The organism is Flexivirga aerilata, assembly GCF_013002715.1.
GTDB lineage: Bacteria > Actinomycetota > Actinomycetes > Actinomycetales > Dermatophilaceae > Flexivirga > Flexivirga aerilata.
This window is the reverse complement of record NZ_JABENB010000003.1, coordinates 476,495-502,169: the sequence shown is the minus strand read 5'-3', so window position 1 is coordinate 502,169 and position 25,675 is coordinate 476,495. Positions and strand designations below refer to the sequence as shown.

Below are 25,675 nucleotides of genomic sequence, written 5' to 3'. Positions count from 1 at the left end.
CAATCTATAGGCGCATCAATGGCGGTCGACGTCGGCGACGTCCACCGGCTCGGGGAGTTCCGGCGGCGCCGGGTCGAGTCGGCGGTCGAGCGCACGGCCCGCGGCACTCCCGATGAGGGTGCCGGCGGCGACCGCCACGACCGCGCTGACGGCGGTCGAGACGGCAGCCAGCCCGTCGTGACCGGCGGCGAGTTCGGCCGTGCTGAGCAGTCCGAGACTGCCGGGCACGAGCAGCCAGAAGGCGGGCAGGAAGACGACCAGGCGCAGGGGGCGGCCGCTGAAGCGGTGCACGAGCGCGGCCCCGAGCGAGGCGACGATCGCGCCGGCGAGGCCGCCGAGGGTCACCCCGCCGAGCCACTGCACGGTCGACTGCACGGCGAAGGTGAGGGCGAGAACCGCGAAGATCCAGGGGATCGCGTTGCGCGACGCGGCGACGTTAAGCACGATCCCGAGGCCCACCAACGCAACTCCGAGGTATGGCGCAAGCGGTCCCAGCTCCTGCGCGCGCACGTTGGTCAGCACGTCCAGGCTGTCGCTGCTCACCGACACCGCGGCGAACAGCCCGACGGCGAAGAGCATCAGCTGCACCATCCCGGAGACGAGTCGCGAGGTGCCGGCGACGGCTGCGCCGGAGGCGATCTCCGACATACCGGTGACGATGACCGACCCGGGCAGCAGCACGGCGATCGCGCTCACCATCGTGCGCAACGTGCCGTCGAGGTGCCACAGCCGGTCGGCCTGCAGGACGAGCAGGCCCACCCCGAAGGATGCGAGGAGTGGCAGCAGGGTGCCGACCAGGGTGATCCGGCGGCTCAGCCAGACCAGCCCGACCACGAGCAGCGACGCCACCGCGGTGACCCCGAGGTCGCGCCAGGTGGGCTGCAGGATGCAGCAGATGCCGATGCCGATCAGCACCACGGCCAGGTCGCAGAGGAAGGGCGCCCGCGTCGACGGCATGGCCTCGATGTCGTCGAGTGCGACGAGCGCCTCCGCGGCGCGCATCCGGCGGCGCATCAACCGGTCGATGACGTCCTGCACCCGCGACATCTGCTCGAAGCGGAGCGAGCCGTGCACGGTCTGCAGCGCCATGTCGTGCGTGGCGTCGACGCTGACGAAGACGGCGGTCGGGGTCGCCGCCACCCGCGGTTCGGCAGCTCCGAGGCGGTGGCCGAGCGCGATCAGTTGCGCCTCGACGTCGGGCACCGGGGCCGCCCCGGCGAGCAGTGCGCCACCGATCCGCAGCAACACCTCACGGGTCGGGTCGATCGCCATACGCACATGATGGCGGAGGTGTGACCACAATGAGGTCAGCGAGGTTCGAAGGGCCCACGAGAGAGGTGAGGTATGGCAACCGGTGACGGGACGGTGCGGTTGACCGTCGCCCAGGCGGTTGTGCGCTTCCTCGCTGCGCAGCACACCGAGCGGGACGGCGTGCGCCGCAGGCTGATCCCCGCGATGTTCGGGATCTTCGGGCACGGCAACGTCGCCGGCATCGGGCAGGCGCTGCACGAGGCCGAACTGCGGGCGGGTGCCGATGGGGTCAACGACATGCCCTACTACCTGGCGCGCAACGAACAGGGTGCCGTGCACGCGGCCACGGGCTTCGCCAAGACCGCACATCGCCTCCAAACGCTCGCCGTCACCACGTCGATCGGGCCCGGCGCGACGAACATGGTCACCGGCGCCGCGCTGGCGACGACGAACCGTCTCCCGGTGCTGTTGCTCCCCTCCGACACGTTCGCGACCCGCGCCGTCGACCCAGCCCTGCAACAGCTGGAAGACCCTCGTAGCCCGGATATCTCGGTCAACGACGCCTTCCGGCCGGTCTCGCGCTTCTGGGACCGGGTCAGCCGGCCGGAGCAACTGGTGCCGAGCCTGCTCGGTGCGATGCGGGTGCTCTCCGATCCTGCCGAGACGGGCGCGGTCACGGTGTGTCTGCCGCAGGACGTGCAGGCGGAGGCGCACGACTGGCCGGCCGGGTTCTTCGCCGACCGGACCTGGCACGTGGCGCGGCAGGAGCCGGAGCCGGCGGCGGTCGAGCGCGCTGTGGCCGCTATCCGCAACGCCCGGCGACCCCTGGTGATTGCCGGCGGTGGCACGGTGTATGCCGAAGCATCCGAGGCGTTGCGCGAATTCGCCACGGAGACAGGCATTCCCGTGGCCGACACCCAGGCGGGTAAGGGTGCGGTCAACTGGGACCACCCCTCGTCCGTCGGGGGAGTGGGGGCGACCGGCAGCGGTGCGGCCAACGAGATCGCTCGCCGGGCGGATCTGGTGATCGGGGTCGGCACCCGCTACAGCGACTTCACCACCGCGAGCCGCACGGTCTTCGCCGACCCCGAGGTGCGGTTCGTCAACCTCAACGTACTGGCCCTCGACGCGGCCAAGCACTCCGCGATCGCCCTCGTCGCCGACGCGCGAGCGGGCCTGACCGCGCTGCGCACGGCGCTCGACGGCTACGTGATCGACGAGGACTATCGCACCGAGATCGGGCAGCGCAGCGCGCAATGGCAGCAAGTGGTCGACGACTGCTATCACCTCGATCACGAGCCGTTGCCGGCGCAGACCGAGGTGTTCGGTGCGCTCAACGCATTGCTCGGTCCGCACGATGTGCTGGTCAACGCCGCCGGCTCGATGCCGGGGGACCTGCAGTGCTTGTGGCGAGCGTCCACGCCGGAGCAGTATCACCTCGAATACGCCTACTCCTGCATGGGTTACGAGATCCCGGCGGCGATGGGCGTGCGCATGGCAAAGGGCGACGAGGGTCAGGTCGTGGCTGTCGTCGGCGACGGCTCCTACCAGATGCTGCCGATGGAACTCGCCACGATCGTCGCCGAGCAACTGAAGGTGATCGTCGTGCTGCTGCAGAACCACGGCTTCGCGTCGATCGGCGCGCTGAGCGAGTCCGTCGGGAGCGGACGGTTCGGCACGCGATACCGGATGAGGGATCGGCGGACCGGGCGTCTCGACGGCGAGCAGGTGCCGTTCGACCTGGCCGCCAACGCCGCGAGCTGGGGCGTGGAGGTGTTGCGGTGCAACGGGATCGAGGAGTTCCGGGCAAACTACGAGAAGGCCGCACGGCTCGACGGCCCGGTCGTGCTCTACATCGAGACCGATCTCTACGGGCCGCATCCGCCGAGCACCGCATGGTGGGACGTGCCGGTGGCCGAGGTGAGTGACGTGGCCGGCACGCAGGCGGCTCGCGCGGCCTACGAGGCTGCCAAGAGCGAGCAGCGGGACTACCTGTGATCGAGGTGCTCACCATCGGCAGGGTGGGGGTCGACATCTATCCACGCGAGGTCGGGTCGCGTCTGGAGGACGTCGAGACCTTCGGCAAGTTCCTGGGCGGCAGCGCCACCAATGTCGCGGTGGCCGCGGCCCGGCTCGGCAAGCGCGCCGCGGTGATCACCCGCACCGGGAATGATCCCTTCGGTCGATTCGTCCACCGCGCTCTCCGCGACTTCGGCGTCGACGACGAGTGGGTGGTCGCGGTGCCGGACCTGCCGACCCCCGTGACCTTCTGCGAGATCTTCCCGCCAGACGAATTCCCTTTGTACTTCTACCGATTGCCGATCGCGCCCGATCTGTGCATCGAGCCCGCGGAGATCCCCGCCGATGTGGTGCGTGCGGTCCCGATCTACTGGTCGACCCTCACCGGGTTGTCGCGGCAGCCCAGCCGGGACGCCCACCGGCACGCCTGGGAGGTGCGTCGGCGGACCGACCACACGGTGATCGACCTCGACTACCGGCCGATGTTCTGGGACGACGTCAGCGATGCGCGTGCGGCGGCGGGGGAGGCGCTCTCGCACTGCACGATCGCGATCGGCAACCGCGACGAGTGCGAGGTGGCAGTGGGGGAGCGAGATCCGGAGCGGGCGGCGGCCGCCCTGCTGGACAGAGGTGTGCGCATCGCCGTCGTGAAACAGGGGCCACGCGGTGTGCTCGTCCGCACCGATCGTGAATCCGAAGTGATACCAGCGGTTTCGGTCGACGTGGTCAATGGCCTCGGCGCAGGCGATGCCTTTGGCGGAGCGTTCTGCGCGAGTCTGCTCGACGGCCTCCCGGTCGTCGATGCGGTGCGTCGCGCGAATGCCGCCGGAGCCATGGTCGCTGCCCGCCTGGAGTGCAGCGCGGCGATGCCGACGAGCGCCGAGCTCGATGCTTTCGTCGAGGACGCGGGTGGACGACGATGAGCCTCGACGCAGGCGGGTGGTTCCGTCCGCTCGGCTTGTCCCGGGAGGACGGGTACGACGTGGCGATCCGGCCCGACGGAAGTGCCTGGAAACACACTGGATTGCTGGTCGCCGACCTGGCCGACGGCGAGACTCGAAGGATCGTGTCCGGCGCCGACGAATACATCGTGCTGCCGCTGTCCGGGGGCGACGTCGAGGTGGAGGCCGACGGCCGCCGCGAGACTCTCGCCGGCCGAGCGTCGGTCTTCCACGGCGTCGCGGACTGCGCCTACCTGCCGAGGGGGCGGTCCTTCCTCCTGCGCGCCGTCGGCGACGTCCGGGTCGCGCTCTGTGCCGCCCGCGCCAAGGCCGACGTGCCGTTCGCCGTCGTCCGGGGCAGCGAGGTGCCGATCGAGCTGCGCGGCGCCGGCGCGTGCTCGCGTCAGGTGCACAACTTCGGCACCCCCGACGTCATGCCGGGGAGTTCGATCATCGCCTGCGAGGTGATCACCCCGTCCGGCAATTGGAGCTCCTATCCGCCGCACAAGCACGACGAACACCGGCCCGGCGAGGAGTCGGAGCTGGAGGAGATCTACTACTTCGAGGCACGTGCCGCGTCGACTGCCCCGCCCGCGTCGGATCCGATGGGCTACTGCTGCATCTCGGGCACGGACGACCGGCCGATCGACGTGCGCGTCCCGGTCCGCAACGGCGACGTGCTGCTGGTGCCGCACGGCTGGCACGGCCCGGCCATGGCGCCGCCCGGTTACGACCTCTACTACCTCAACGTGATGGCCGGACCGGATGACGAACGGGTCTGGCTGATCCGCGACGATCCCGCGCACGCGTGGGTGCGCACCACGTGGAAGGGTGAATCCGTAGACGCACGACTGCCGTTCGGTCGTGAGGAGGGGAGCGGCCGATGATCGAGCAGCTCACGATCGGCGTCTGCCCGGACCAATGGGGCGTGTGGTTTGCCGACGACCCCCGGCAGATCCCGTGGCAGACGGCCCTCGATGAGATGGCCGAGGCCGGCTTCTCGGTGCTCGAGACCGGGCCCTTCGGCTACTTCCCGACCGATCCCGCACGACTCGGAGCGGAGCTGGACGCTCGCGGCATGCGAGTCGTCGCCGGCACCGGGTGGGGTGTGCTGCACAAGGCGGAGGCCTGGCCGGACACCGAGCGCACCTTTCGGGCCATCGCCGAGACCCACGCCGCTCTCGGTGCGGAGTTCGTCGTGCACCTTCCGCCGATGTTCCGCGACGAGCACACCGGCGAATTCATCGACGAGAGAACCCTTTCCGCCCATGCGTGGGAGCTCTACGTCGACAACGCCAACCGCCTCGGGCGGATCATGAAGGAGGACTACGGTCTGCAGCTGGTGCTGCACCCCCACGGTGACTCGCACATCGAGACCCGGGAGGACATCGATCGCGTCTTCGGAGCGACCGACCCGTCATACGTCGGCTTCTGCCTCGACACCGGTCACATCGTGTATGGCGGGGGCGACAACCTCGACCTGATCCGCAGCTATCCCGACCGCATCTCCTACGTGCACATCAAGGCGATGGATCCGGCCGTCGTGCGCCGAGCGCACGACGAGGACTGGAGTTTCGCGAAGGCCGTCGCCCACCACGCGTCGGTCGCACCACCCGCGGGCGAGCCCGACCTGCCCTCGGTCATCGACGCGCTGGGTGCGCTCGACAAGCCGCTCTACTGCATCTGCGAGCAGGACATGTATCCGTGCGATTCGGCATACCCGCTGCCCAACGCGATCCGCACCCGCCGCTATCTCGCAGCGCACGGGCTCGGGGATCCCGCGAATCCGCAAGCGCGAGAGCAGGAATGACGGTGCGCGTCGGCATGATCGGCCTGGGTGCGATGGGACGGTCACATCTGACCCGGCTGGCCACGCAGGTGCCGGGCGTGGAGATCACCGGGGTGAGCGACCTCGATCCGGAGCACGCTGCTCGGGTCGCCGCCGAGTTCGGCGCCGTCCCCTTCGCCGACCCGCGCGACCTGATCGCCGCGCGGGAGGTCGACGCCGTGCTGGTCTGCAGCTCCGGGCCGGCGCACGCCCCTGCCGTCATCACGGCGATCGAGAGGGGCAAGCCGGTCTTCTGCGAGAAGCCGCTGGCTCCCTCGGCGGGTGACTGCGCCGAGATCATGCGGGCCGAGCAGGCTCGCGGCGAACGGCTCGTGACGGTCGGCTTCATGCGCAGGTTCGATGCGGCATACCGGCACCTGCGGGACACCGTGGCGTCCGGCGAGTTCGGTGCGCCACTGATCGTGCACAGCCGGCACCACAACCCGCGGGTGCCCGAGCGCTACACCCGCGAGATGTCGATCACCGACACCGGCATCCACGACATCGACATCGTCCGGTGGCTGCTCGGCGAGGAGATCTGCTCGGCCCGCGTCGACCGCCCGCGCCCGACCCGTCACCGGTGCACGCAGCTGCAGGACCCGTTGGTGCTGGTCCTCACCAGCGCCTCGGGGGTGTGGGTCGGTGTCGAGATCTTCGTCAACAACCGGCACTCCTACGACGTCGGCTGCGAGGTAGTGGCCGAGACCGGCACGATGCGGCTCGGCGACGGGCCGCAGGGGATGGACCACAACGCGCGGTTCGGCCCGGCCTTCGTCGCCGAGCTGCGGCAGTGGGCGGGCTCTGTCACCCGCGGGGTGCAGGACGGCCCGACCGCCTGGGACGGGTATGCCGCGGCCGCGGTCTGCGACGCGGGCGTGCGGGCGCTGGCCGACGGCGGCGCGACGGTGCCGGTCGAGTTGATGGAGCGTCCCGCGCTCTACCGCTGAGCGTCGATCTGCCCCTTCGGGAATCGCCGTGTCGGTGCCGACGTTTAGATTGACGCTATGCGCCCAACCACCGATCTGCAGCGCCGGGTTGCGCCGTTCGAAGTCGTCTCCGAATATTCCCCGAGCGGTGACCAGCCCACCGCCATCGCCGACCTCGCCGAGCGGGTCAAGTCCGGCAAACAGGACACCGTGCTGCTCGGCGCCACCGGCACCGGCAAGTCGGCGACCACCGCCTGGCTCATCGAGCAGGTGCAGCGCCCGACCCTGGTGATGGCGCCCAACAAGACCCTGGCGGCGCAGCTGGCCAACGAGTTCCGCGAGCTGCTGCCCAACAACGCGGTCGAGTACTTCGTCTCCTACTACGACTACTACCAGCCCGAGGCGTACATCCCGCAGACCGACACCTACATCGAGAAGGACTCGTCGATCAACGACGAGGTCGAGCGTCTGCGGCACAGCGCGACCAACTCGCTGCTCACCCGGCGCGACGTGATCGTGGTCGCGTCTGTGTCGTGCATCTATGGCCTCGGCACGCCCCAGGAGTACGTCGACCGGATGCAGGCGCTCAAGGTCGGATCGCGGATCGACCGCGACGACCTGCTGCGCAGGTTCGTGCAGATGCAATACACCCGCAACGACCTGGCCTTCACCCGCGGCACCTTCCGGGTGCGGGGCGACACCGTCGAGATCATCCCGGTCTACGAGGAGCTCGCGATCCGCATCGAGTTCTTCGGCGACGAGATCGAGCGCATCTACACCCTGCACCCGCTGACCGGCGAGGTGGTGCGCGAGGAGCAGGAGATGTATGTCTTCCCCGCCTCGCACTACGTCGCCGGGCCGCAGCGGATGGAGCGCGCGATCAGCTCGATCGAGGCCGAGCTGGAGGACCGCCTCAAGACGCTGGAGAAGCAGAACAAGCTGCTGGAGGCCCAGCGGCTGCGGATGCGCACGACCTACGACATCGAGATGATGCGCCAGGTCGGGTCCTGCTCCGGCATCGAGAACTACTCGCGGCACATCGACGGCCGCGGGCCGGGCAGTGCCCCCAACTGCCTGCTCGACTACTTCCCCGAGGACTTCCTGCTCGTCATCGACGAGTCGCACCAGACCGTCCCGCAGATCGGCGCGATGTACGAGGGCGACATGTCCCGCAAGCGGCAGCTGGTCGATCACGGCTTCCGCCTGCCGAGCGCGATGGACAACCGGCCGCTGCGCTGGGAGGAGTTCCTGGAGCGCATCGGCCAGACCGTCTATCTGTCGGCGACACCGGGCGACTACGAGCTCGCCAAGGCCGGCGGTGAGTATGTCGAGCAGGTCATCCGCCCGACCGGCCTCGTCGACCCGGAGATCGTGCTGAAGCCGACGAAGGGCCAGATCGACGACCTGCTGCACGAGATCAACGAGCGCACCGCGAAGGACGAGCGGGTCCTGGTGACCACGCTGACCAAGAAGATGGCCGAGGACCTGACCGACTACCTGTTGGAGAAGGGGGTCCGCGTCCGCTACCTGCACTCCGAGGTCGACACGCTGCGCCGTGTGGAGCTGCTGCGCGAGCTGCGACTCGGCGAGTTCGACGTGCTGGTCGGCATCAACCTGCTGCGCGAGGGTCTGGACCTGCCGGAGGTGTCGCTGGTCAGCATCCTCGACGCCGACAAGGAGGGCTTCCTGCGCTCGGCGCGGTCGCTCATCCAGACCATCGGCCGCGCAGCTCGCAACGTCAGCGGCCAGGTGCACATGTATGCCGACACGATCACCCCCTCCATGCAGGAGGCGATCGACGAGACCGGCCGGCGCCGGGAGAAGCAGCTCGCCTACAACAAGGCGGCCGGCGTCGACCCGCAGCCGTTGCGCAAGAAGATCGCCGACATCACCGACATGCTGCAGCGCGAGGACGCCGACACCGAGGGGCTGATCGGCAGCGGCCGGGTGCAGTCGCGCGGCAAGAGCCCCAAGCGCGGCAACGGCCGCGGCGCGGCGGCCGCGGACACCGACGTCGCGACCGGGGGCCGGGTGTCCGGACTGCCCGCGTCCGACCTGTCCGGGCTGATCCAGGAGCTGACCGAGCAGATGCACCAGGCGGCGGCCGACCTGCACTTCGAGCTCGCGGCTCGGCTGCGCGACGAGCTCGGCGACCTCAAGAAGGAGCTGCGGCAGATGACCGAGGCGACCAAGTAGCGATCTACTACGCCACGTAGGATGTCGGCATGACCGCAACCGCTGACGACCACGACACGCGCCCGCGCGCCGCCGCCGGCAAGGCCGCACTGGCCTTCAAGATCACCGCGTTCGCCGAGGCGGTGTCCTGGATCGGTCTGCTGATCGGCATGTTCTTCAAGTGGATCGTGCAGTCCGGCGACCTCGGCGTGCGCATCTTCGGGCCGATCCACGGCACGATCTTCATCCTCTACGTGCTGAGCCTCATCTGGGTCTCCGTGAGCCACAAGTGGCCCGGCAAGGAGTCGCTGCTCGGGCTGGTCAGCAGCATCCCGCCGCTGATGACGATCTGGTTCGAGCGCCGCGCCGAGCGCAAGGGCCTGCTCGCCGGCCGTCAGGGCCGCTGAGCCACCGCGTTGCCGGTGACGAGCGCGGCGACCTGCCGTCCTCGCCACCGGTCACCCGCCGCCCACAGTGCGGCCGCCGTTGCCGCCGCGGCGCCCTCCACGACGAGGCCGTCCTCGGCGTGCAGGCGTCCCATCGCGGCGCGGAGCTGATCGTCGTCGACCGTGACCAGGTCGTCGATGACCGTCTGCGCTGCTCGGAACGTGTAGCGGTTGTCCGGGCCGAGGTCACCGAGCAGCGAGGTCGCGACGGTGTCGACCTCCGGCACCGGCACCGGGTGGCCCGCGGCGAGCGAACGGCGCATGGCGTCGGCGCGCTCGGCGCACACGCCGACCACCCGCACCCGCGGCGCAATCGCTGTGACTGCCAAGCCGATGCCGGCGATCAGGCCGCCGCCGGACACCGGCACCAGCACGACGTCGAGGTCGGGCAGGTCCTCGCACAGCTCGAGTCCGATCGTGCCCTGGCCGCCGATGACGTCGGGGTGGTCGAACGGCGGCACGAACTCATAGCCCCGCTCTGCGGCCAGTGTCGCCGCGGCGTCGATCGCCGCGGTCTGGTCGGCGGTGGAGCGGTCGACGGTCGCGCCCAGTTGCTCGAGCGCGCGCACCCGGTCGGCCGGGACGCCGGCGGCGAGAAATGCGGTGACGGGTAGCCCGAGGCGCGCCCCCACGTAGGAGACCGCCCGAGCGTGGTTGCCGGTGGACGCGGTCGTGAGTCCGGGCACCGGGCGGCGCTCCGTCGCGGCGCGGATCGCGTTGGCCGCACCACGCACCTTGAAGCTGCCGGTCGGTTGTTCGATCTCCAGCTTCAGCCGCACGTCGGCACCGGTGCGGTCGGACAGCTGCGCGCTCGTCATTAGGCTGGTGCGGCGCACGTCGCCGCGGATCCGGCCGGCCGCTCGCCGGATCGCGGCGAGGTCGGGCAGGTCGAGGAGGTCGGGCAGACCGGGCAGGTCGGCGTCGGTCACGGGGTCACCTCGTCGGCACCACGAAGCCGAGCCGCTTGTCGACCGGGTCGGGGAGATCGTCGCCGTCCAGAAAACGGTCGGCCAGCCTCACGAACTGGGCGGCGAGCTGCGCCCGCCAGCCGACCACGTCACCGGACAGGTGGGGCGAGATCGCGACTCCGGGCGCGTCCCAGAGGGGCGAGTCGGCGGGCAGCGGCTCCTGCTCGAAGACGTCCAGCGCTGCTCCCGCGAGTGAGCCGGCGCGCAACGCGTCGACCAGGTCGGCCTCGACCACGCTCGCCCCGCGCCCGACGTTGACGAAGTATGCCGTGGGCCGCATCGCGTCGAACACCTGCCGATCGAACAGTCCGCGCGTCTGCGGCGTGAGTGGAGTGACGTTGACGATGTGGTCGAATTCGCCGACATACGAGGGCAATTGGTCACTCGGCAGGATCGTCCGGAAGTCGCCGTCTCCGGTGCGAGCGGTTCGCCCGGCACCGGTCACCTCGACGCCGACGGCACCGAGCAGCCGGGCGATGCCGCGGCCGATGCCACCCGTGCCGACCACCAGCGCCCGGGTGCCGTGCAGGGGGAGCGGCTCGCGGTGCCGCCATACGTGCTCCTGCTGGAGCTGCCGGCTCTCGTGCAGCAGCTTGGTGTGCGCCAGCAGTGAGGCGAGCACGAACTCGGCGATGTGCCGGTCGAAGACCCCGTGCGCGTTGGTCACCACCACGTCCGACTCCTGCAACTGCGGGAAGAGCAGGCGGTCGACCCCGGCGGCCGCGACGTGGATCCATCGCAGCCGATCGGCACGCTGCCAGGCCGATGCGACCGCGGGGGAGAAGAAGTCCCAGAGCAGCAGCGCGTCGACGCCCGCGATCGCATCGGCGAGGCCCGCCGCGTCGGTCGCCCGGATCGTCGTGCGGGGCCCCAGCGTCCCCAGCTCGGCCGGCACGCCGAGGTCAGGAGTGGTCAGCACCAGGATCGTGGGTGGCGAAGTCACCTGCTCACTCAAGAGGGAGCGCGTGAAGATTGTCAACAATCATTTCGAGATGCACCATGATCGGGTGAGCCAGACGTCCCCCGCCGCCGCATCCGGCACCTTGCGTTCCCGGCCGTTCCCCGAGCAGGAATACCGCACCCGGCTGCGCGCCGTGCAGGACCGCATGGCGCAGCGATCCCTCAGCAGCCTGGTCGTGGCCGACCCGGCCAACCTCTACTACCTGACCGGCTACAACGCCTGGTCGTTCTACATGCCGCAGTGCCTGATCGTCCCGGCCGAGGGCGACTGCCACCTGTTCACGCGCACCATGGACGCCGCCGGCGCGCACTACACGGCGTTCCTCCCGCGGGACCGGATCCACGGCTACCCCGACCACCTGGTCAACCGCTCCGACGTGCACCCGTTCGACTGGGTCGTCGACCGGGCGCTCGAGCTCGGCGTGCTCGTCGACGACCCCGAGGAGTATGTCGCGGCGGAGCTCGACGCCCACTTCTTCTCGGTGCGCAGCTACCTCGCGCTGCAGTCCGGGCTGAAGCGATCGGCCCTCGTCGACAGCAACGAACTCGTCAACTGGGTGCGGGTGCGCAAGTCGGCGCTGGAGCGCGAAAAGCTCCACAAGGCAGGGGAAATCGCGCAGTGCGTGATGGAGACCGCACTGCGCGAGCTCGAACCCGGGCGCCGGCAGTGCGACGTGGTCGCCGAGATCCAGCACGCCCAGGCGCTCGGCGCCCGCAAGCTCGGCGGCGACTACCCGGCGATCGTGCCGATGCTGCCGACCGGGGAGACCGCGGGCACACCACACCTGACCTGGAGCGATCTGGAGCTGCAGCGCGGCGAGGCGACCACCATCGAACTCGCCGGCGTCTACCACCGCTACCACGCGCCGCTCGCGCGCACCGTCGTACTCGGCAAGGCGCCGCGGCAGCTCGTCGACTGTGCGGAGGCGACCAACGAGGGGATGGTCGCGCTGCTCGAGCAGCTGCGTCCCGGCATGCGCACCTGCGACGTACACCGGGCCTTCACCGACACCATCGGGAAGTACGGGCTCTCCAAGGAGTCGCGCATCGGCTACTCGATCGGCATCGGCTACCCGCCCGACTGGGGTGAGCGCACGATGAGCGTGCGGGCCGAGGACGAGACGGAGATCGAGCAGGACATGGCCTTCCACATCATCCTCGGCATGTGGATGGATGGCTGGGGTTATGAGACCTCGGAGTCGCTGCTGGTGGGACCGGACGGTCCCGACCTGCTGACCGATGTGCCCCGCGGCCTGACGGCGAAGGAGTGACATGAGCACGCTGCCCCTGGCAACCCGCACCACCGACCTGGTCGGCTCGGTCATCGACTCGAGCACGTCCCTGCTGGCCCAGCAGCGGCACGACATCGTGCGCTTCGCGATGGGCAGCCCTGCGCCCGAGGCGATCCCGGCCGGCATCCTGCACGGCATCGCCGACGATCAGCTCGGCCGGCCGGACGCGTTCGACTACGCCGCCACGGAAGGCGACCCGATGCTGCGCGAAGCACTGCTCGGTGCGCTCGCCGAGACGGGCGAACCCACCACCCCGGAACGGCTGACGATCACCGCCGGCGGCATGCAGGGACTCGACCTCGCGTTCAAACTCTTCGTCGACCCCGGCGACCTCGTCATCGTCGAATCACCCACGTACACCAACGGATCCGCGACCGCACTGTCCTATCAGGCCGAGTTGCTCGAGGCGCCGGTGGACGAGGACGGGTTGCAGGTCGACCGGCTCGCCGAGCTCGTCGAGCAGGCGGGGCGCACGCCGAAGGCGATCTATGCGATCTCGACCTTTCAGAACCCGTCCGGTGCTTCCCTGTCGCGGGAGCGCCGGGAGCGGCTGCTGGAGCTGAGCCGCCGATGGGGGAGCGTCCTGATCGACGACGACCCCTACGGCATGCTCCGCTTCGCCGGCACGGACATCCCGTCGCTGCTGACGCTCGCGGACGGCGACCCGTTGGTGTTCGCGGTGCGCACCTTCTCCAAGATCATCGCGCCCGGCCTGCGCGTCGGCTGGGTCGACGCCGATCCGGCGCTGCAGCACCTGCTGATCAACGCCAAGCAGGCCATGGACACCTGCACCAACCTGCCGATGCAGCGCCTGGTCGGCGGCTTCCTCGCCGGCGGCCACCTGGGCGAGCACCTGATCGCGCAGCGGACGGCGTACGGCGCGCGCAAGCGGGCGATGCAGGACGCCCTCACCGAGCACTTCGACGGTATGGCGCGCTGGACCGACCCCGAGGGCGGCTTCTTCCTCTGGGTGACCTTCGGCGGCGAGGTCGACACCGAGGCGCTCTTCGAGATCGCCCTGGCCGAGGGCGTCGCCTTCATCCCGGGCAATGCGTTCTCGCCGAGCAAGCGCTTCCCCAATGCGCTCCGGCTGTGCTTCGCGTCCAGCACGCCCGACCGCATCCGCGAGGGCATCGCCCGGCTGCGCAGAGCCGTCGACCGGATGGGCTCGCGGCGATGAGTGACGTTGCAGCAGAAGAGGTTTCGCAGTTGACCCGGACCGCGTTGTCGCTGGTCGACGAGGCGGACCTGGTCGCACTGACCCAGACCCTGGTGCGTTGTCGCGGACAGAACCCGCCGGGCGAGGAGGAGGCCAGGGTCGCCGCGCTCGTCGCCGCCTGCCGGGACCGGGGCCTGTCGGTGCGCACCGACCCGGCGGCGCCCGGGCGGGACAACGTCCTGGCCACGACCGACGGTGGCGACGGGGCGCGGCTGTTGCTGCTGGGGCACACCGACGTCGTGCCGGTCGGCGACGGCTGGTCGGTCGATCCGTTCGGCGGCGACGTGCGGGACGGGCGCATCCTCGGCCGCGGTACCAGCGACATGCTCGGCGGTCTCGCCGCGTGCGTCGTCGCGATGGACGCGGTCCAGCGCGGCGCGCGAGAGACCGGCACCGCCCTGACCGGCCGGGTCGAGCTGGCGGCGACCGTCGACGAGGAGGAGGGCGGCCTCGGCATCCGCAGGTTCATGGCGGCTGGAGCGCACCCTGCCTACCTCGGGTGCATCACCGCCGAGCCCACCGATCTGCAGACGATCGTCGCGGCCCGCGGCGACTGCTACCTCGACATCACCGTGCACGGCCGGGCGGCGCACGCCGGCCGGCCCTCGGACGGGCGGAACGCCATCTACGGGGCAGCCCGGGTCATCGAATCGCTGCGGGCGTGGAACGACGAACTCGCAGCAACGCCACACCCGCTCGCGGGCCCGGCGACCTGGAGCGTCGGCATCGTGAGCGGGGGACAGGGCACCGCGATCGTCCCCGCCGCCTGCCGGGTCCAGGCCGACCGGCGACTGCTGCCCGGTGAGGACCCGCAGGCCGTGCTCGCGCAGGTCGTGGCCCGCATCGAGCGACTGGGGCTGGAGCGGGACGACCTCACGGTGCAGGTGCAGCTGCCGATGAGCATGCCCGGCTTCGAGACCTCGGCGGACGACCGGTTCGTGACGGTCGTGGACGAGTCGCTCGCGCGATCCGGTGGGCCCGGCCGGCCGCCGGGTGGCTGGACCGCCGCGTGCGACGGCGGCTTCGTCAGCCGCGACCTCGGCGTGCCCACTGTGGTGCTCGGACCCGGATCGGTCAACGACCAGGCCCATCGGCCGGACGAGTCGGTGCCGATCGGGGAGCTGCTCGTGGCCGCGCGCACCTACGTGCGAGTCGCGATCCGCCTGCTCGGCGGCGTGGTGGGGCGCGGGCCTGCGCCATACGAGCCAGTAATGTGCTGACCGGAGGATGAGGAGAGCAGGGAGATGACCAGCGCGGAGGCCGAAAGACGCCCACTCGAGCCGGTGTTTCGCCAGTCGACCGCGGCGATGGTCGCCGACCGGGTGCGCGACGCGATCGAGCGCGGCGACCTGCCGCCCGGCAGCCAGCTCGGCGAGGCCGACCTGGCGCGGCAGCTCGGGGTCAGCCGCGGCCCGCTTCGCGAGGGGTTGCAGCGCCTCACCCAGGAGGGACTGCTGCTGTCGATCCGCAACCGGGGTCTGTTCGTGATCGAGATGACGCCGGAGCGGGTGCGTGACATGTATGTCGCCCGGCAGGCCGTCGAGCGGGCGGCCGCGGAGCAGATCCACCGCGGTGACGCCCAGGAGGCGGGCGCGGCGCTGATGGAGATCACCGACGCCATGAGCGCGACCGCCGAGGCCGACGACCCGACCGGTGTCGGTGCCGCCGACATCGAGTTCCACGACCTGCTGGTCCGTCTCGCCGGCAGCCCTCGGCTGTCGCGGATGCACCGGACGCTGCTCACCGAGACCCGGATGGGCATCCACGCGCTCGATCCGACCTACGAGGGCGACGAGGTGCGGGTGGCCGAACACCGAGCAATCGCACAGTCGTTCATCGACGGTGATCCGGCTGAGACCGACCGGCTCCTTCAGCTGCACATGGCCGACGCGGTCGAGCGCCTGACGGCCCGGTAGCGCGACCCGGCATCCAGCGGCTCGCTCAGACGCTGATGCCGATGTACTTCACCTCGAGAAACTCCTCGATGCCGATCGCACCGCCCTCGCGTCCGAGCCCGGACTCCTTGATGCCGCCGAAGGGTGCGGCCGGGTTGGACACCACGCCCTGGTTGAGGCCGACCATCCCGGACTCCAGCGCCTCGGCGACCCGCAGCGCACGTCGCAGGCCGCCGGTGAACACGTAGGAGACCAGCCCGTATGCCGTGTCGTTGGCCGCGGCCACCACCTCGTCCTCGGTGTCGAACGGGATGATCGACGCGACCGGACCGAAGATCTCCTCACGCGCCATCCGTGCGTCGCCCGGCACGTCGACCAAAACCGTTGGGGGATAGAAGAATCCGGCGCCCTCGGGTGCGCTACCGCCGGTCAGCACGCGGGCGCCGCGGTCCTTCGCGTCGGCCACCAGGTCGATCACCTTGTCGCGGCCCGCGGCATCGATGAGGGGACCGACCTGCACGCCGTCCTCGGCGCCCGGCCCGACCCGCAGGGCGCTCATCGCGTCGGCGAGGCGGCGTGAGAAGTCCTCCGCCACGGTCCGCTGCACGTAGATGCGGTTCGCCGCGGTGCAGGCCTCACCCATGTTGCGCATCTTCGCCGCCATCGCGCCGGCGACCGCCTCGTCCAGGTCGGCATCGTCGAAGACGATGAACGGTGCATTGCCACCGAGCTCCATCGAGGTCCGCAGGACCTGGTCCGCGCACTGCTCGAGCAGCACCTTGCCGACGGCGGTCGACCCGGTGAAGGACAGCTTGCGAGCCCGGCCCGAGCGGATGAGCGGCTCCATCACCTGGCCCGCGGACGTGCACGTCACGATGTTGACGACGCCGGCCGGCAGCCCTGCCTCCAGGAGGATCTCGCCCAGCGCGAGCATCGACAGCGGTGTCTGATGGGCCGGCTTGACCACGCTGGTGCAGCCGGCGGCGATCGCCGGCCCGATCTTGCGGGTGCCCATCGCCATCGGGAAGTTCCACGGGGTGATCAGCAGGCACGGCCCGACCGGCTGCTTGGCGATCAGGAAGCGCGCGTTGCCGGCCGGTGCCTGCTGATAGCCACCGTCGATCCGCAGCGCCTCACTCGCGAAGTGCCGGAAAAACTCTGCGGCGTAAGTGATTTCGCCGCGCGACTCGGCAAGCGGCTTGCCCATCTCGAGCGTCATCAGCAGGGCGAGGTCGTCGATCCGCTCCATCAGTAGCTGGTAGGCGCCCATCAGTACGTCGTAGCGATCGCGCGGCGCGGTGGCGGCGAACGCCGGCTGCGCGGCCACCGCGGCGTCCAGGGCGCGGCGCCCGTCGGCGGGGGAGGCGTCGGCGACCCTCGCCAGCTCCTCGCCGGTCGCGGGGTCGCTCACCGGGAAGGTCGCGCCGCCCTCGGCCGGCATCCAGGCGCCGTCGATCAGCAGGTCGGTGGGCGTGTCGGCGAGCAGTCGTGCGTTGCCCGAGGCGCCGATGTTTCGCAAATCCATGTGAAAGCTCCCGTGTGCGCTAATCTGATTGTCGACAATCTACCAAGAGGCGGATTCATGACTGAGCTTTCCGGCGCACTGAAACAGGCGACCCCAGTCCTCGCCGACCACGGCGAGGGCGTCAACCTGTATGACGAGGACGGCCGCCGATATCTCGACTTCACCGCGGGGATCGGTGTCACCAGCACCGGCCACTGCCACCCGCGGGTGGTGGCCGCCGCGCAGGAGCAGGTCGGCAGGCTGATCCACGCGCAGTACACGACCGTCATGCACCGGCCGCTGCTCACCCTCACCGAGCGGCTCGGGGAGGTGCTGCCACCTGAGCTGGACCGGTTGTTCTTCGCCAACTCCGGCTCGGAGGCGATCGAGGCGGCGCTGCGGCTCGCCCGGCAGGCGACGGGCCGCCCCAACATCATGGTCTTCCACGGCGGTTTCCACGGCCGCACGGTGGCTACCGCCACCATGACGACCTCGAACACCCGCTACAGCGCAGGCTTTTCGCCGCTGATGGGTGGGGTGCACGTCGCGCCGTTCCCGAACCCGACGCACTACGGGTGGAGCGTCGAGCAGGCGACGGATTTTGCCCTGAAGGAGCTCGACTTCGCCCTGCAGACGCTCACCGCGCCGGACGAGACCGCGGCGTTCCTCGTCGAGCCGGTGCTCGGCGAGGGCGGCTATGTGCCGGCCAACCCCGATTTCCTCGCCGGCCTGCGCGAGCGGGCCGACCGGCACGGGATCCTCCTGATCCTCGACGAGGTGCAGACCGGTTGGGGGCGCACCGGCCGCTTCTGGGCGCACGAGCACTTCGGCGTGACGCCGGACATCCTGGTCACCGCCAAGGGCATCGGGTCGGGCTTCCCGCTCTCCGGCATCGCCGCCCCTGCGGAGCTGATGGACCGGGTGTGGCCCGGGTCGCAGGGCGGCACGTACGGCGCCAACGCCGTCGCCTGCGCCGCGGCGATCGCGACGCTCGACGTCATCGAGGACGAGAAGCTGGTGGCCAACGCCGCCGAGCGCGGCGAGCAGCTGATCGGGCGATTGCGCCGGACCGCGAGCGGGTATGACGGCATACACGACGTGCGCGGGATGGGCCTGATGATCGGCAACGAATTCCGTTCTGCGAGTGGCGAACCCGACGGTGAGACGGCGGCTGCCGTGCAGCAGGAGGCGGCGCGGCGGGGGCTGTTGCTGCTCACCTGCGGCCCGTACGGCGAGGTCGTGCGTTTCATCCCCGCACTCGTGGTGAGCGAACAGGAGGTGGACGAGGCCGCTGCGCTGTGGTCGGAGTCGGTCGACTCCGTGCTGGGTGGCGGCACCGACTGATCTCTTCGCCCGCGGATGCTCAAGGAGGAGCACATGTCAGCACAAGGAACCGTGTCGGACCAGCCGGGCACCCCGGACCAACCGGTCGACACCAAGACCCTGCGCCGCGCGGTCGGCGCCTCGATGATCGGCAACGCCACCGAGTGGTACGACTACGGCGTCTACGCCTATCTGGTCGCCGAGTTGACGACCAACTTCTTCCCCGGCCGCTACGGCCAGCTGGCCACCCTGCTCGTCTACGCGGTGTCGTTCGTGCTGCGTCCGCTCGGCGGCATCTTCTGGGGCCCGATCGGCGACCGCATCGGCCGCAACCGGGTGATGGCGCTGACGATCATCCTGATGGCGGTCGGCACCTTCCTCGTCGGCTGTATCCCGAGCTACGACAACATCGGCATCTGGGCGCCCATCGCGCTGATCGTGCTGCGCGTGGTGCAGGGCTTCTCCACCGGCGGGGAGTATGGCGGCGCCGCCACCTTCATGGCCGAGTACGCCCCCGACAAGCGACGCGGCTTCTGGGGGTCGTTCCTGGAGTTCGGCACTCTCCTCGGCTTCAGCGGCGGCATCGTCATCACGCTGATCCTGCGGGCCACCCTCGACGAGTCGGCGATGAACTCCTGGGGCTGGCGCATCCCGTTCCTCATCGGGCTGCCGCTCGGCCTGGTCGGTCTCTATCTGCGGACCCGCATGGAGGACACCCCGGTCTTCCGCGAGCTCGAGGACAAGCAGCAGACCGAGCAGGCGGCCACCGGTGCGCTGCGCGACCTGCTGCAGCAGTACTGGCAGCCGATCCTCAAACTGTTCGGTCTGGTGATCGCGCTCAACATCGCCGACTACACGCTGCTGACCTACATGCCGACCTACATGAGCTCCTCGCTCGGCATCTCCAGCACGCAGTCGGACATTGTGGTGCTGATCGGGCAGCTGGTGATGATGGCGCTGATCTGGATCGCGGGCGCGATGTCGGACCGGGTCGGCCGCAAACCGATGTGGTGGTTCTCGCTGACCGCGATCTTCGTGCTGGCCCTGCCGTGCTTCTGGCTGATGGGTCAGGGGCTGCTCGGCGCGATCGCCGGCTTCACCATCCTCGGGCTGGTCTTCCTGCCGCAGCTCGGCACGATCTCCGCGACCTTCCCGGCGATGTTCCCGGCGCACGTGCGCTACGCCGGTATGGCGATCGGCTACAACGTCGCCACGGCTGCCTTCGGTGGCACGGTGGCGTCGGTCGACGACGCGCTGGTCAGCTGGACCGGCAACCGCTACATGCCGGCCTTCTACATGATGCTGGCGATGGTCGTCGGCATGATCGCGCTGGTGAAGGTGCCGGAGACAGCCGGAGCGTCGCTGCGCGGCCGGTCGATCCCGTGCCAGGAACCGGAGCCCGTGCCTGCGGACGCCGAGCGCGAACGCGACCGCGCCGGCATCCACAACGTCTCCGGAATCCGTGACGTCTCAAGGGAACTCGGCACTCGCGGCCGGCGGCGAGGCTGAGCTGAGTTGACCCGAGCCGGTCGGCGCTGAGCTGCACTAGCTGCACTGCGGCGAGCTGCGACCGTCAGCCCCGCAGTGCGACCAGCACCGCCTCGGTGAAGTCGCCGGTGCTCGCCGAGCCGCCGAGGTCGCGGGTGCGGGTGCCGCCCGCGAGGACCGCGCCGAAGGCGGACTCCAGGTCGTCGGCGGCCTCCGGGCGGCCGAGGTGACGCAGCATCATCGCGCCGGCCCAGATGGCCGCCACCGGGTTGGCCCAGCCCTTCCCGGCGATGTCGGGTGCGCTGCCGTGCACCGGCTCGAACAGCGACGGGTGCTCGCGCTCGGGGTTGAGGTTGGCGCTCGGGGCCACCCCGAGCGAGCCGGCGACCGCGGCCGCGAGGTCGGAGAGGATGTCGCCGAAGAGGTTGGACGCGACGATCACGTCGAGGCTCTCCGGCGCCGACACCACCCGCGCGGCGAGAGCGTCGATCAGCACCTTGTCCACGGTCACGCCCGGGAAGTCGGCCGCGGTCTCGCGCACCACCTCGTCCCAGAACGGCATGGTGTGGATGATGCCGTTGGACTTGGTCGCCGACACCAGCCGGCCCGTGCGCCCGGCGGCCAGCTCCGCGGCGAAGCGCGTCACCCGTGCGATGCCCTGGCGGGTGAAAACGGCCTCCTGGAGCGCGAATTCGTCGGGCCGGCCGCGCCGGAAGCGGCCACCGATCTCGGAGTATTCGCCCTCGACGTTCTCGCGCACGACCAGCACGTCGAGCTGACGGTCCCCGGCGAGGGGTGACGGGACGCCGGGCAGCGTGCGGTTGGGCCGCAGGTTGATGTACTGCTCGAACTCGCGCCGAATCGGGATCAGCAGCCCCCACAGCGTGACGTCGTCCGGGATGTCCACGTCGCCGACCGCGCCGAGGAAGACCGCGTCGCCCGTCGAGAGCTGCTCCAGCCCGTCGACCGGCAGCATGCGACCGGTGGATCTGTAGTAATCAGAACCCCATTCGCGGTCGCGCCAGTGGAGCGCGAAGCCGTGGCGCTCGGCGACCAGGTCGAGGCAGGCCGTCGCGGCGGGGATGACCTCCTGGCCGATCCCGTCGCCGGGGATGACGTCGATCGTGTAGCTGTCGGTCATCCGGCGATGGTACGGCGCATCGCCACACTCATCGTCACACGCGTCGTCATACGTCCCGAAGACCCGTCTCGTCCCGGCCCGGCCCGGGGCGCCGCGCACCCAGGATGATCACGCTCGCGCCGACGACGAGGGCCAGGCCGAGCAGCTTGTCGGGGGAGAGCCGCTGCCCGAGCACCAGCAGTCCGGCGAGCGCGGCAACCGCCGGCTCCAGCGAGAGCAGGATGCCGAAGACGTTCGCCGGCAGGCGGCGCAGTGCGATGAGCTCCAGCGAATAGGGCAGCACCGACGAGAGCACTGCGATGCCGACGCCCTTGAGGAGTGCCTCGCCGCTGAACACCGCTGTGCCGGCTTCGAATACGCCGAACGGGAGGACGACCGACCCGGCCAGCACCATCGCGATCGCCAGTCCGTCGAGACCGTCGAACCGCTGCCCGGTGCGGCCCGAGGTGATGATGTATGCCGCCCAGCAGGCACCCGCGGCGAGACCGAGCCCGATGCCGACCAGGTCCAGCGAGCCCAGGTCGGTCGACAGCGCACCCGACACCAGCACCACGCCGATCGCCGCGCAGCCCACCGCCAGCAGGTCGCGGCGCTGCCGCGACAATGCCGCCGACAGCACGAGCGGCCCGACGAACTCCACGGTGACGGCGACACCGATCGGCAGCCGGGAGAGTGCGCCGTAGAAGCAGAGATTCATCGCGCCGAGCGCTGCGGCATACGCGCCGACGGTGGCCCAGTCCGCGCGGTCCCGGCCGCGGAACGACGGCCGCGCCCAGGCAAGCAGTATGGCGGCGCCGAGCACCAGCCTGAGCGCGACCGAGCCGGCGACGCCGACCAGCGGCAGCAGGGTGCTCGCGAGCGCTCCGCCGAACTGCACCGAGACGATGCCGCCCAGCACGAGCAGCGGCGCGGGGACGATCGTCCCCGCGCCGCTGCTCGACGGCCGGCCGGTGCTCACCGAAGTGGCTTGATGCGTCCTGCGGCGACCAGCGTGCGAAGGCGCGCCTCGGGGATCTCCTCCTCGACGACGACCTGTCCGGTGGACGGGGCGTGCAGCAGCCGGCCGCCTCCGGTCGCGATGCCGACGTGGTGGATCGGCTTGTCGGGGTGGGCGAAGAAGTAGAGGTCACCCGGCTCGGCGTCCTCGACCGGGATGTCGTCGCACGCGAGGTATTGGTCGCCGGCGTCGCGCGGCACCAGCAACCCGAGCGTGCGGCACGCGTAGTGCACCAGGCCGGAGCAGTCCAGCCCGGCGGGCGAGATGCCACCCCACAGGTAGGCCAGCCCGATGTGACGACGGGCCTCGGCGAGCAGAGCCTCGCGGCTGAACGCGCGATCCGTGGCGGGCTCGTCGGTGGGCACGCCGCCCACCTCGCGCAGGTGGGCGGTGCGGACGTAGCCCGGGTAGCCGGTGCTGTCCTTGTGGCTGGGCTGCCACGGACAGATCACCCTGCTCCAGCCGTCCGGGCCGCGCTCGGCGATCACCACCGGCTCGCCGCGCAGCACCTCGGAGTCGTAGCGGCCGTAGAGACCGTGCCGGCTGTCCTCGCGCGCCGGCGCGGCGTCGAGGGAGTCCAGCCAGCGGTCATGGTCGGGTGCGTCCGCGGTCAACGGCGCGTCGACCGAGCGGGGCGCGTTCGGGCCGGACCAGAGGCCGGTCACCCCCACGTCAACAATTGCCGTAGTTGCTCCGGCCAGGTCATCAATCACCGAGCCATCAAACACCTTCATCCCCCTTCGCGCACTCACCACCCCCGGGCGCGCCACTCCTGCAGCTGCGGGCGCTCGGCGCCGAGAGTCGTGTCGTTGCCGTGGCCAGGATAGATCCACGTGCTGTCGTCGTAGCGCCCGAAGATCCGGCGCTCGACGTCGTCGATCAGCTGCGGGAACGACTGGTAGTCGTAGTGGTCGGTCGCACCCACGCCACCGGGGAACAGCGAGTCGCCGGTGAGCAGGTGCCGCCGGCCGTCGGCATCGGTGATCGCGAGCGCGATCGACCCGGGCGTGTGCCCGCGCAGATGTATGACGTCGAGCGTCAGCCCTCCCACCTGCACGGTGTCGCCGTCCGACAGCGGCACGTCGACCGGGACCGGCAACTCGCCGGCGTCGTCGGCGCCGGCCAGGGTGCGCGCCCCGGTCGCCGCGACGGCCTCGGCGAGCGCGCCGGTGTGATCGGCGTGCCGGTGCGTGGTCGCGATCTGGGTGACCGTCCCGCCGTCCGCGTCGATCATCGCGGCGATCGCCGGCCAGTCGTTCGCCGCGTCGACCAGCAGGGATTCGCCGGTCGCGGCGTCGGTCAGCAGGTAGACGTTGTTGTGCATGCCGGAGACGCTGAGTTTGGTCAGCCGGGCGACGCCGAGGTCCCGGCCGGCCGGCGCGTCTCCGGGGGTGACGTTGCCGTCATAGGGGTCAGCGGTCGTCATGATCGTCCTTTCGATCGTTTCCGTCGGTGCTGCGCTCTGTCGTGTCGCGGTGGGCGGGGGAGATCCCGCGCCGCGCCTCCGCCTCGGCGATCGCCACCGCGGCGCCGACGAGCGTCAGGTGGCTGAACGCCTGCGGGAAGTTGCCGACCATCCGGTGCTCGGTCGGGTCGTACTCCTCCGAGAGCAGCCCGACGTCGTTGGCGAGGCCGAGCAGCCTGCTCATCAGCTCGTGGGCTTCGTCGAGGCGGCCGGCCGCGGCATACGCCGAGACCAGCCAGAAACTGCAGGCGAGGAACGGGTGCTCGGTGCCCGGCAGCCCGTCCACGCCGGCCTCGGTGCGGTAGCGCAGCAGCAGCCCGTCGTGCATCAGGTCGCGCTCGATGCGCTCGATCGTGCCGAGCACGCGCGGGTCGTCGCCCGGCAGGAAGCCGACCAGCGGTATGACGAGCAGGCTCGCGTCCACCTCGGTGGTGTCGTAGTGCTGAATGAAGGTGTTCTCCGCGGTGTTGAAGCCCTGGGTGAGCACCTCCTCGCGGACCTGGTCGCGCAGCCTGCGCCACTTGTCGACCGGGCCGTCCAGGCCGTGCTCCTCCACAGCGCGCACCGCGCGGTCGAACGCGGCCCACACCATCACCCGGGAATGGGTGAACTGCCGCAGCGGGCCGCGGATCTCCCAGATGCCGTTGTCGGGGTCGTCCCAGTGCTCGGCGAGCTCCTCGACCATCGCGCGCTGCACCCGCCAGGCGTGCTCCGACTCGGGCATGCCGAGGTCGCGCGCCATCTGCAGCGCGATCATCACCTCGCCGAGCACGTCGGTCTGCTTCTGGTCGACCGCGCCGTTGCCGATGCGGACCGGGCGCGAGTCGGCATAGCCGGGCAGGTGGGTCAGCTCCCGCTCCGGCAGATTGCGGCCGCCGTCGACGGCATACATGATCTGCATGTCCTCGGGGTCACCGGCGATGGCGCGCACCAGCCAGTCGCGCCAGAGGCTGGTCGCCTCCAGGAAACCCACCTTGAGCAGCGCCTCCAGGGTGAGCGACGCGTCGCGCAGCCAGCAGAAGCGGTAGTCCCAGTTGCGCACCCCGCCGAAGTCCTCCGGCAGGCTCGTCGTCGGCGCCGCGACGATGCCGCCGCGGCGGGTGTCGGTGAGCAGTCGCAGGATCAGCAGGGAGCGGACGACGGCGTCGGCATAGGGGCCCTCGTAGGTCGAGTGCGACGCCCATTTCTGCGACGTCTCGATGGTGCGGGTGACCCGCGACGGGATGTCCAGCGGCGGCGGGATCTGCTTCCAGGAGCTGAACCACGACAGGTCGAACTGCAGCCGCTCGCCGGCGTGCACGGTGAACAGGTCCTGATGGTGTCCGTCGACGGCGTGGGGCAGCCGGCTGCCGCGCAGCAGCAGCATGTCCGGGCCGGCGATCGCGACGAGCACGTCGTGGTCCTCCTCGTGCCCGGCCTCGTGCGACATCCACGGACGGATCCGGCCGTAGTCGAAACGCACCACGAAGTCGTGCCGCATGTCGACCTCGCCGTCGAGCCCCTCGACGATGCGCACGATGTCGGCGCGGTCCGGCCCGAGCGGCATCAGGTCGGTGACCTTGACGATGCCGGTCGCGGTCTCGTGCACCGTCTCCAGCACCGAGGAGCGGCCGATGTAGCGGCGGTGGCTGTCCGCGGGACCGTCCGGCCCGAGGAACCAGCGGCCGTGCTCGGGACCGCCGAGCAGAGCGGTGAAGCAGGAGGCGCTGTCGAAGCGGGGCAGGCACAGCCAGTCGATGGATCCCTGGCGGCTCACGAGGGCAGCGGTCTCGGTGTCGCCGATGATCGCGTATTCCTCGATCGGCGTGGGCGCGTTCATCCCGGCAGCGTATGCCGA

The 25,675-nt window shown here is 70.4% G+C and carries 22 protein-coding genes; 13 read left to right on the top strand and 9 right to left on the bottom strand.

Annotation, left to right across the window (positions count from 1 at the left end):
• Nucleotides 1-15: 15 nt before the first annotated feature.
• Nucleotides 16-1,272 carry a threonine/serine exporter family protein gene (locus tag HJ588_RS17960; protein ID WP_171158208.1) on the bottom strand — a complete coding sequence of 419 codons (1,257 nt, stop codon included), beginning with the start codon at nt 1,270-1,272 and terminating at the stop codon, nt 16-18.
• A 72-nt stretch (nt 1,273-1,344) separates the two neighbouring features.
• Here HJ588_RS17960 and iolD point away from each other — a divergent pair, with 72 nt between their 5' ends.
• Genes iolD through HJ588_RS17925 form a run of 7 tightly spaced genes read left to right on the top strand, consistent with a single transcriptional unit; the run spans nt 1,345 to nt 9,547 of the window.
• Entirely contained in the window at nt 1,345-3,249 is a 1,905-nt protein-coding gene (gene iolD, locus HJ588_RS17955) for a 3D-(3,5/4)-trihydroxycyclohexane-1,2-dione acylhydrolase (decyclizing) (protein WP_171158206.1), read from the top strand.
• A complete protein-coding gene (gene iolC / locus HJ588_RS17950; protein ID WP_171158204.1) occupies nt 3,246-4,193 on the top strand; it encodes a 5-dehydro-2-deoxygluconokinase in 948 nt (315 codons plus the stop codon). Before iolD ends, iolC begins: the two co-directional genes overlap by 4 nt.
• Nucleotides 4,190-5,098 carry a 5-deoxy-glucuronate isomerase gene (iolB, locus tag HJ588_RS17945; protein WP_171158202.1) on the top strand — a complete coding sequence of 303 codons (909 nt, stop codon included), beginning with the start codon at nt 4,190-4,192 and terminating at the stop codon, nt 5,096-5,098. The genes iolC and iolB overlap by 4 nt, the downstream gene beginning before the upstream one ends.
• Nucleotides 5,095-6,021, top strand: a complete 927-nt coding sequence (locus HJ588_RS17940) for a TIM barrel protein (RefSeq protein WP_171158199.1) — start codon at nt 5,095-5,097, stop codon at nt 6,019-6,021. Before iolB ends, HJ588_RS17940 begins: the two co-directional genes overlap by 4 nt.
• The gene (locus HJ588_RS17935) at nt 6,018-6,986 is read left to right on the top strand and encodes a Gfo/Idh/MocA family protein (protein WP_171158197.1); all 969 of its coding nucleotides are present in this window, start codon (nt 6,018-6,020) and stop codon (nt 6,984-6,986) included. Before HJ588_RS17940 ends, HJ588_RS17935 begins: the two co-directional genes overlap by 4 nt.
• 57 nt (nt 6,987-7,043) lie before the next feature.
• Nucleotides 7,044-9,161: an excinuclease ABC subunit UvrB gene (uvrB, locus tag HJ588_RS17930; protein WP_171158194.1), complete on the top strand. Its 2,118-nt coding sequence runs from the start codon at nt 7,044-7,046 to the stop codon at nt 9,159-9,161.
• A 29-nt stretch (nt 9,162-9,190) separates the two neighbouring features.
• Nucleotides 9,191-9,547 carry a DUF3817 domain-containing protein gene (locus HJ588_RS17925; RefSeq protein ID WP_171158192.1) on the top strand — a complete coding sequence of 119 codons (357 nt, stop codon included), beginning with the start codon at nt 9,191-9,193 and terminating at the stop codon, nt 9,545-9,547.
• Here the strand turns inward: HJ588_RS17925 and HJ588_RS17920 are convergent.
• A complete protein-coding gene (locus HJ588_RS17920) occupies nt 9,535-10,515 on the bottom strand; it encodes a pyridoxal-phosphate dependent enzyme (RefSeq protein ID WP_171158190.1) in 981 nt (326 codons plus the stop codon). The two genes, HJ588_RS17925 and HJ588_RS17920, sit on opposite strands and share 13 nt — an antisense overlap.
• Before the next feature lie 4 nt (nt 10,516-10,519).
• Nucleotides 10,520-11,497, bottom strand: coding sequence for an NAD(P)-dependent oxidoreductase (locus tag HJ588_RS17915; RefSeq protein WP_171158187.1), 978 nt, complete (start codon nt 11,495-11,497; stop codon nt 10,520-10,522).
• A 64-nt stretch (nt 11,498-11,561) separates the two neighbouring features.
• On the opposite strand from HJ588_RS17915, the gene HJ588_RS17910 reads away from it, so the two are divergent.
• Genes HJ588_RS17910 through HJ588_RS17895 form a run of 4 tightly spaced genes read left to right on the top strand, consistent with a single transcriptional unit; the run spans nt 11,562 to nt 15,941 of the window.
• Nucleotides 11,562-12,785, top strand: a complete 1,224-nt coding sequence (locus HJ588_RS17910) for a M24 family metallopeptidase (RefSeq protein WP_343036788.1) — start codon at nt 11,562-11,564, stop codon at nt 12,783-12,785.
• A gap of 1 nt (nt 12,786) precedes the next feature.
• Nucleotides 12,787-13,986 (top strand): aminotransferase-like domain-containing protein, encoded by a 1,200-nt coding sequence (locus HJ588_RS17905; protein ID WP_171158184.1) that lies wholly within the window; start codon nt 12,787-12,789, stop codon nt 13,984-13,986.
• Nucleotides 13,983-15,245 carry a M20 family metallopeptidase gene (locus HJ588_RS17900; protein ID WP_171158182.1) on the top strand — a complete coding sequence of 421 codons (1,263 nt, stop codon included), beginning with the start codon at nt 13,983-13,985 and terminating at the stop codon, nt 15,243-15,245. Before HJ588_RS17905 ends, HJ588_RS17900 begins: the two co-directional genes overlap by 4 nt.
• A gap of 24 nt (nt 15,246-15,269) precedes the next feature.
• The gene (locus HJ588_RS17895) at nt 15,270-15,941 is read left to right on the top strand and encodes a GntR family transcriptional regulator (protein WP_171158179.1); all 672 of its coding nucleotides are present in this window, start codon (nt 15,270-15,272) and stop codon (nt 15,939-15,941) included.
• Nucleotides 15,942-15,966: 25 nt separating this feature from the next.
• Here the strand turns inward: HJ588_RS17895 and HJ588_RS17890 are convergent, their stop codons facing one another.
• Nucleotides 15,967-17,445 carry an NAD-dependent succinate-semialdehyde dehydrogenase gene (locus tag HJ588_RS17890; protein ID WP_171158177.1) on the bottom strand — a complete coding sequence of 493 codons (1,479 nt, stop codon included), beginning with the start codon at nt 17,443-17,445 and terminating at the stop codon, nt 15,967-15,969.
• Nucleotides 17,446-17,502: 57 nt separating this feature from the next.
• Here HJ588_RS17890 and HJ588_RS17885 point away from each other — a divergent pair, with 57 nt between their 5' ends.
• Together HJ588_RS17885 and HJ588_RS17880 are read left to right on the top strand one after the other, a co-directional pair.
• Entirely contained in the window at nt 17,503-18,768 is a 1,266-nt protein-coding gene (locus tag HJ588_RS17885) for an aspartate aminotransferase family protein (protein WP_171158175.1), read from the top strand.
• Nucleotides 18,769-18,801: 33 nt separating this feature from the next.
• Entirely contained in the window at nt 18,802-20,256 is a 1,455-nt protein-coding gene (locus tag HJ588_RS17880; protein ID WP_171158173.1) for an MFS transporter, read from the top strand.
• Nucleotides 20,257-20,320: 64 nt separating this feature from the next.
• Here the strand turns inward: HJ588_RS17880 and HJ588_RS17875 are convergent, their stop codons facing one another.
• From HJ588_RS17875 to HJ588_RS17855, 5 genes are read right to left on the bottom strand one after another with little or no spacing between them, the layout of a single operon-like run.
• Nucleotides 20,321-21,376 (bottom strand): tartrate dehydrogenase, encoded by a 1,056-nt coding sequence (locus HJ588_RS17875; protein ID WP_171158171.1) that lies wholly within the window; start codon nt 21,374-21,376, stop codon nt 20,321-20,323.
• A gap of 46 nt (nt 21,377-21,422) precedes the next feature.
• Nucleotides 21,423-22,334, bottom strand: a complete 912-nt coding sequence (locus tag HJ588_RS17870) for an EamA family transporter (protein ID WP_343036787.1) — start codon at nt 22,332-22,334, stop codon at nt 21,423-21,425.
• Entirely contained in the window at nt 22,331-23,086 is a 756-nt protein-coding gene (locus HJ588_RS17865; protein WP_212756129.1) for a C40 family peptidase, read from the bottom strand. The genes HJ588_RS17870 and HJ588_RS17865 overlap by 4 nt, the downstream gene beginning before the upstream one ends.
• Nucleotides 23,087-23,121: 35 nt before the next feature.
• Nucleotides 23,122-23,799 (bottom strand): MBL fold metallo-hydrolase, encoded by a 678-nt coding sequence (locus tag HJ588_RS17860; RefSeq protein WP_171158168.1) that lies wholly within the window; start codon nt 23,797-23,799, stop codon nt 23,122-23,124.
• On the bottom strand, nt 23,786-25,657 hold the full coding sequence (locus HJ588_RS17855) for a glycoside hydrolase family 15 protein (protein ID WP_171158166.1): 1,872 nt from the start codon (nt 25,655-25,657) through the stop codon (nt 23,786-23,788). Before HJ588_RS17855 ends, HJ588_RS17860 begins: the two co-directional genes overlap by 14 nt.
• Nucleotides 25,658-25,675: the final 18 nt, after the last annotated feature.

Bases quoted from the DNA above. Each gene is read 5' to 3' on its own strand.
- HJ588_RS17960 (WP_171158208.1), bottom strand. From the start codon at position 1,272: ATGGCGATCGACCCGACCCGTGAGGTGTTGCTGCGGATCGGTGGCGCA.
- iolD (WP_171158206.1), top strand. From the start codon at position 1,345: ATGGCAACCGGTGACGGGACGGTGCGGTTGACCGTCGCCCAGGCGGTT.
- iolB (WP_171158202.1), top strand. From the start codon at position 4,190: ATGAGCCTCGACGCAGGCGGGTGGTTCCGTCCGCTCGGCTTGTCCCGG.
- HJ588_RS17940 (WP_171158199.1), top strand. From the start codon at position 5,095: ATGATCGAGCAGCTCACGATCGGCGTCTGCCCGGACCAATGGGGCGTG.
- HJ588_RS17935 (WP_171158197.1), top strand. From the start codon at position 6,018: ATGACGGTGCGCGTCGGCATGATCGGCCTGGGTGCGATGGGACGGTCA.
- uvrB (WP_171158194.1), top strand. From the start codon at position 7,044: ATGCGCCCAACCACCGATCTGCAGCGCCGGGTTGCGCCGTTCGAAGTC.
- HJ588_RS17925 (WP_171158192.1), top strand. From the start codon at position 9,191: ATGACCGCAACCGCTGACGACCACGACACGCGCCCGCGCGCCGCCGCC.
- HJ588_RS17905 (WP_171158184.1), top strand. From the start codon at position 12,787: ATGAGCACGCTGCCCCTGGCAACCCGCACCACCGACCTGGTCGGCTCG.
- HJ588_RS17900 (WP_171158182.1), top strand. From the start codon at position 13,983: ATGAGTGACGTTGCAGCAGAAGAGGTTTCGCAGTTGACCCGGACCGCG.
- HJ588_RS17895 (WP_171158179.1), top strand. From the start codon at position 15,270: ATGACCAGCGCGGAGGCCGAAAGACGCCCACTCGAGCCGGTGTTTCGC.
- HJ588_RS17890 (WP_171158177.1), bottom strand. From the start codon at position 17,445: ATGGATTTGCGAAACATCGGCGCCTCGGGCAACGCACGACTGCTCGCC.
- HJ588_RS17885 (WP_171158175.1), top strand. From the start codon at position 17,503: ATGACTGAGCTTTCCGGCGCACTGAAACAGGCGACCCCAGTCCTCGCC.
- HJ588_RS17880 (WP_171158173.1), top strand. From the start codon at position 18,802: ATGTCAGCACAAGGAACCGTGTCGGACCAGCCGGGCACCCCGGACCAA.
- HJ588_RS17875 (WP_171158171.1), bottom strand. From the start codon at position 21,376: ATGACCGACAGCTACACGATCGACGTCATCCCCGGCGACGGGATCGGC.
- HJ588_RS17860 (WP_171158168.1), bottom strand. From the start codon at position 23,799: ATGACGACCGCTGACCCCTATGACGGCAACGTCACCCCCGGAGACGCG.
- HJ588_RS17855 (WP_171158166.1), bottom strand. From the start codon at position 25,657: ATGAACGCGCCCACGCCGATCGAGGAATACGCGATCATCGGCGACACC.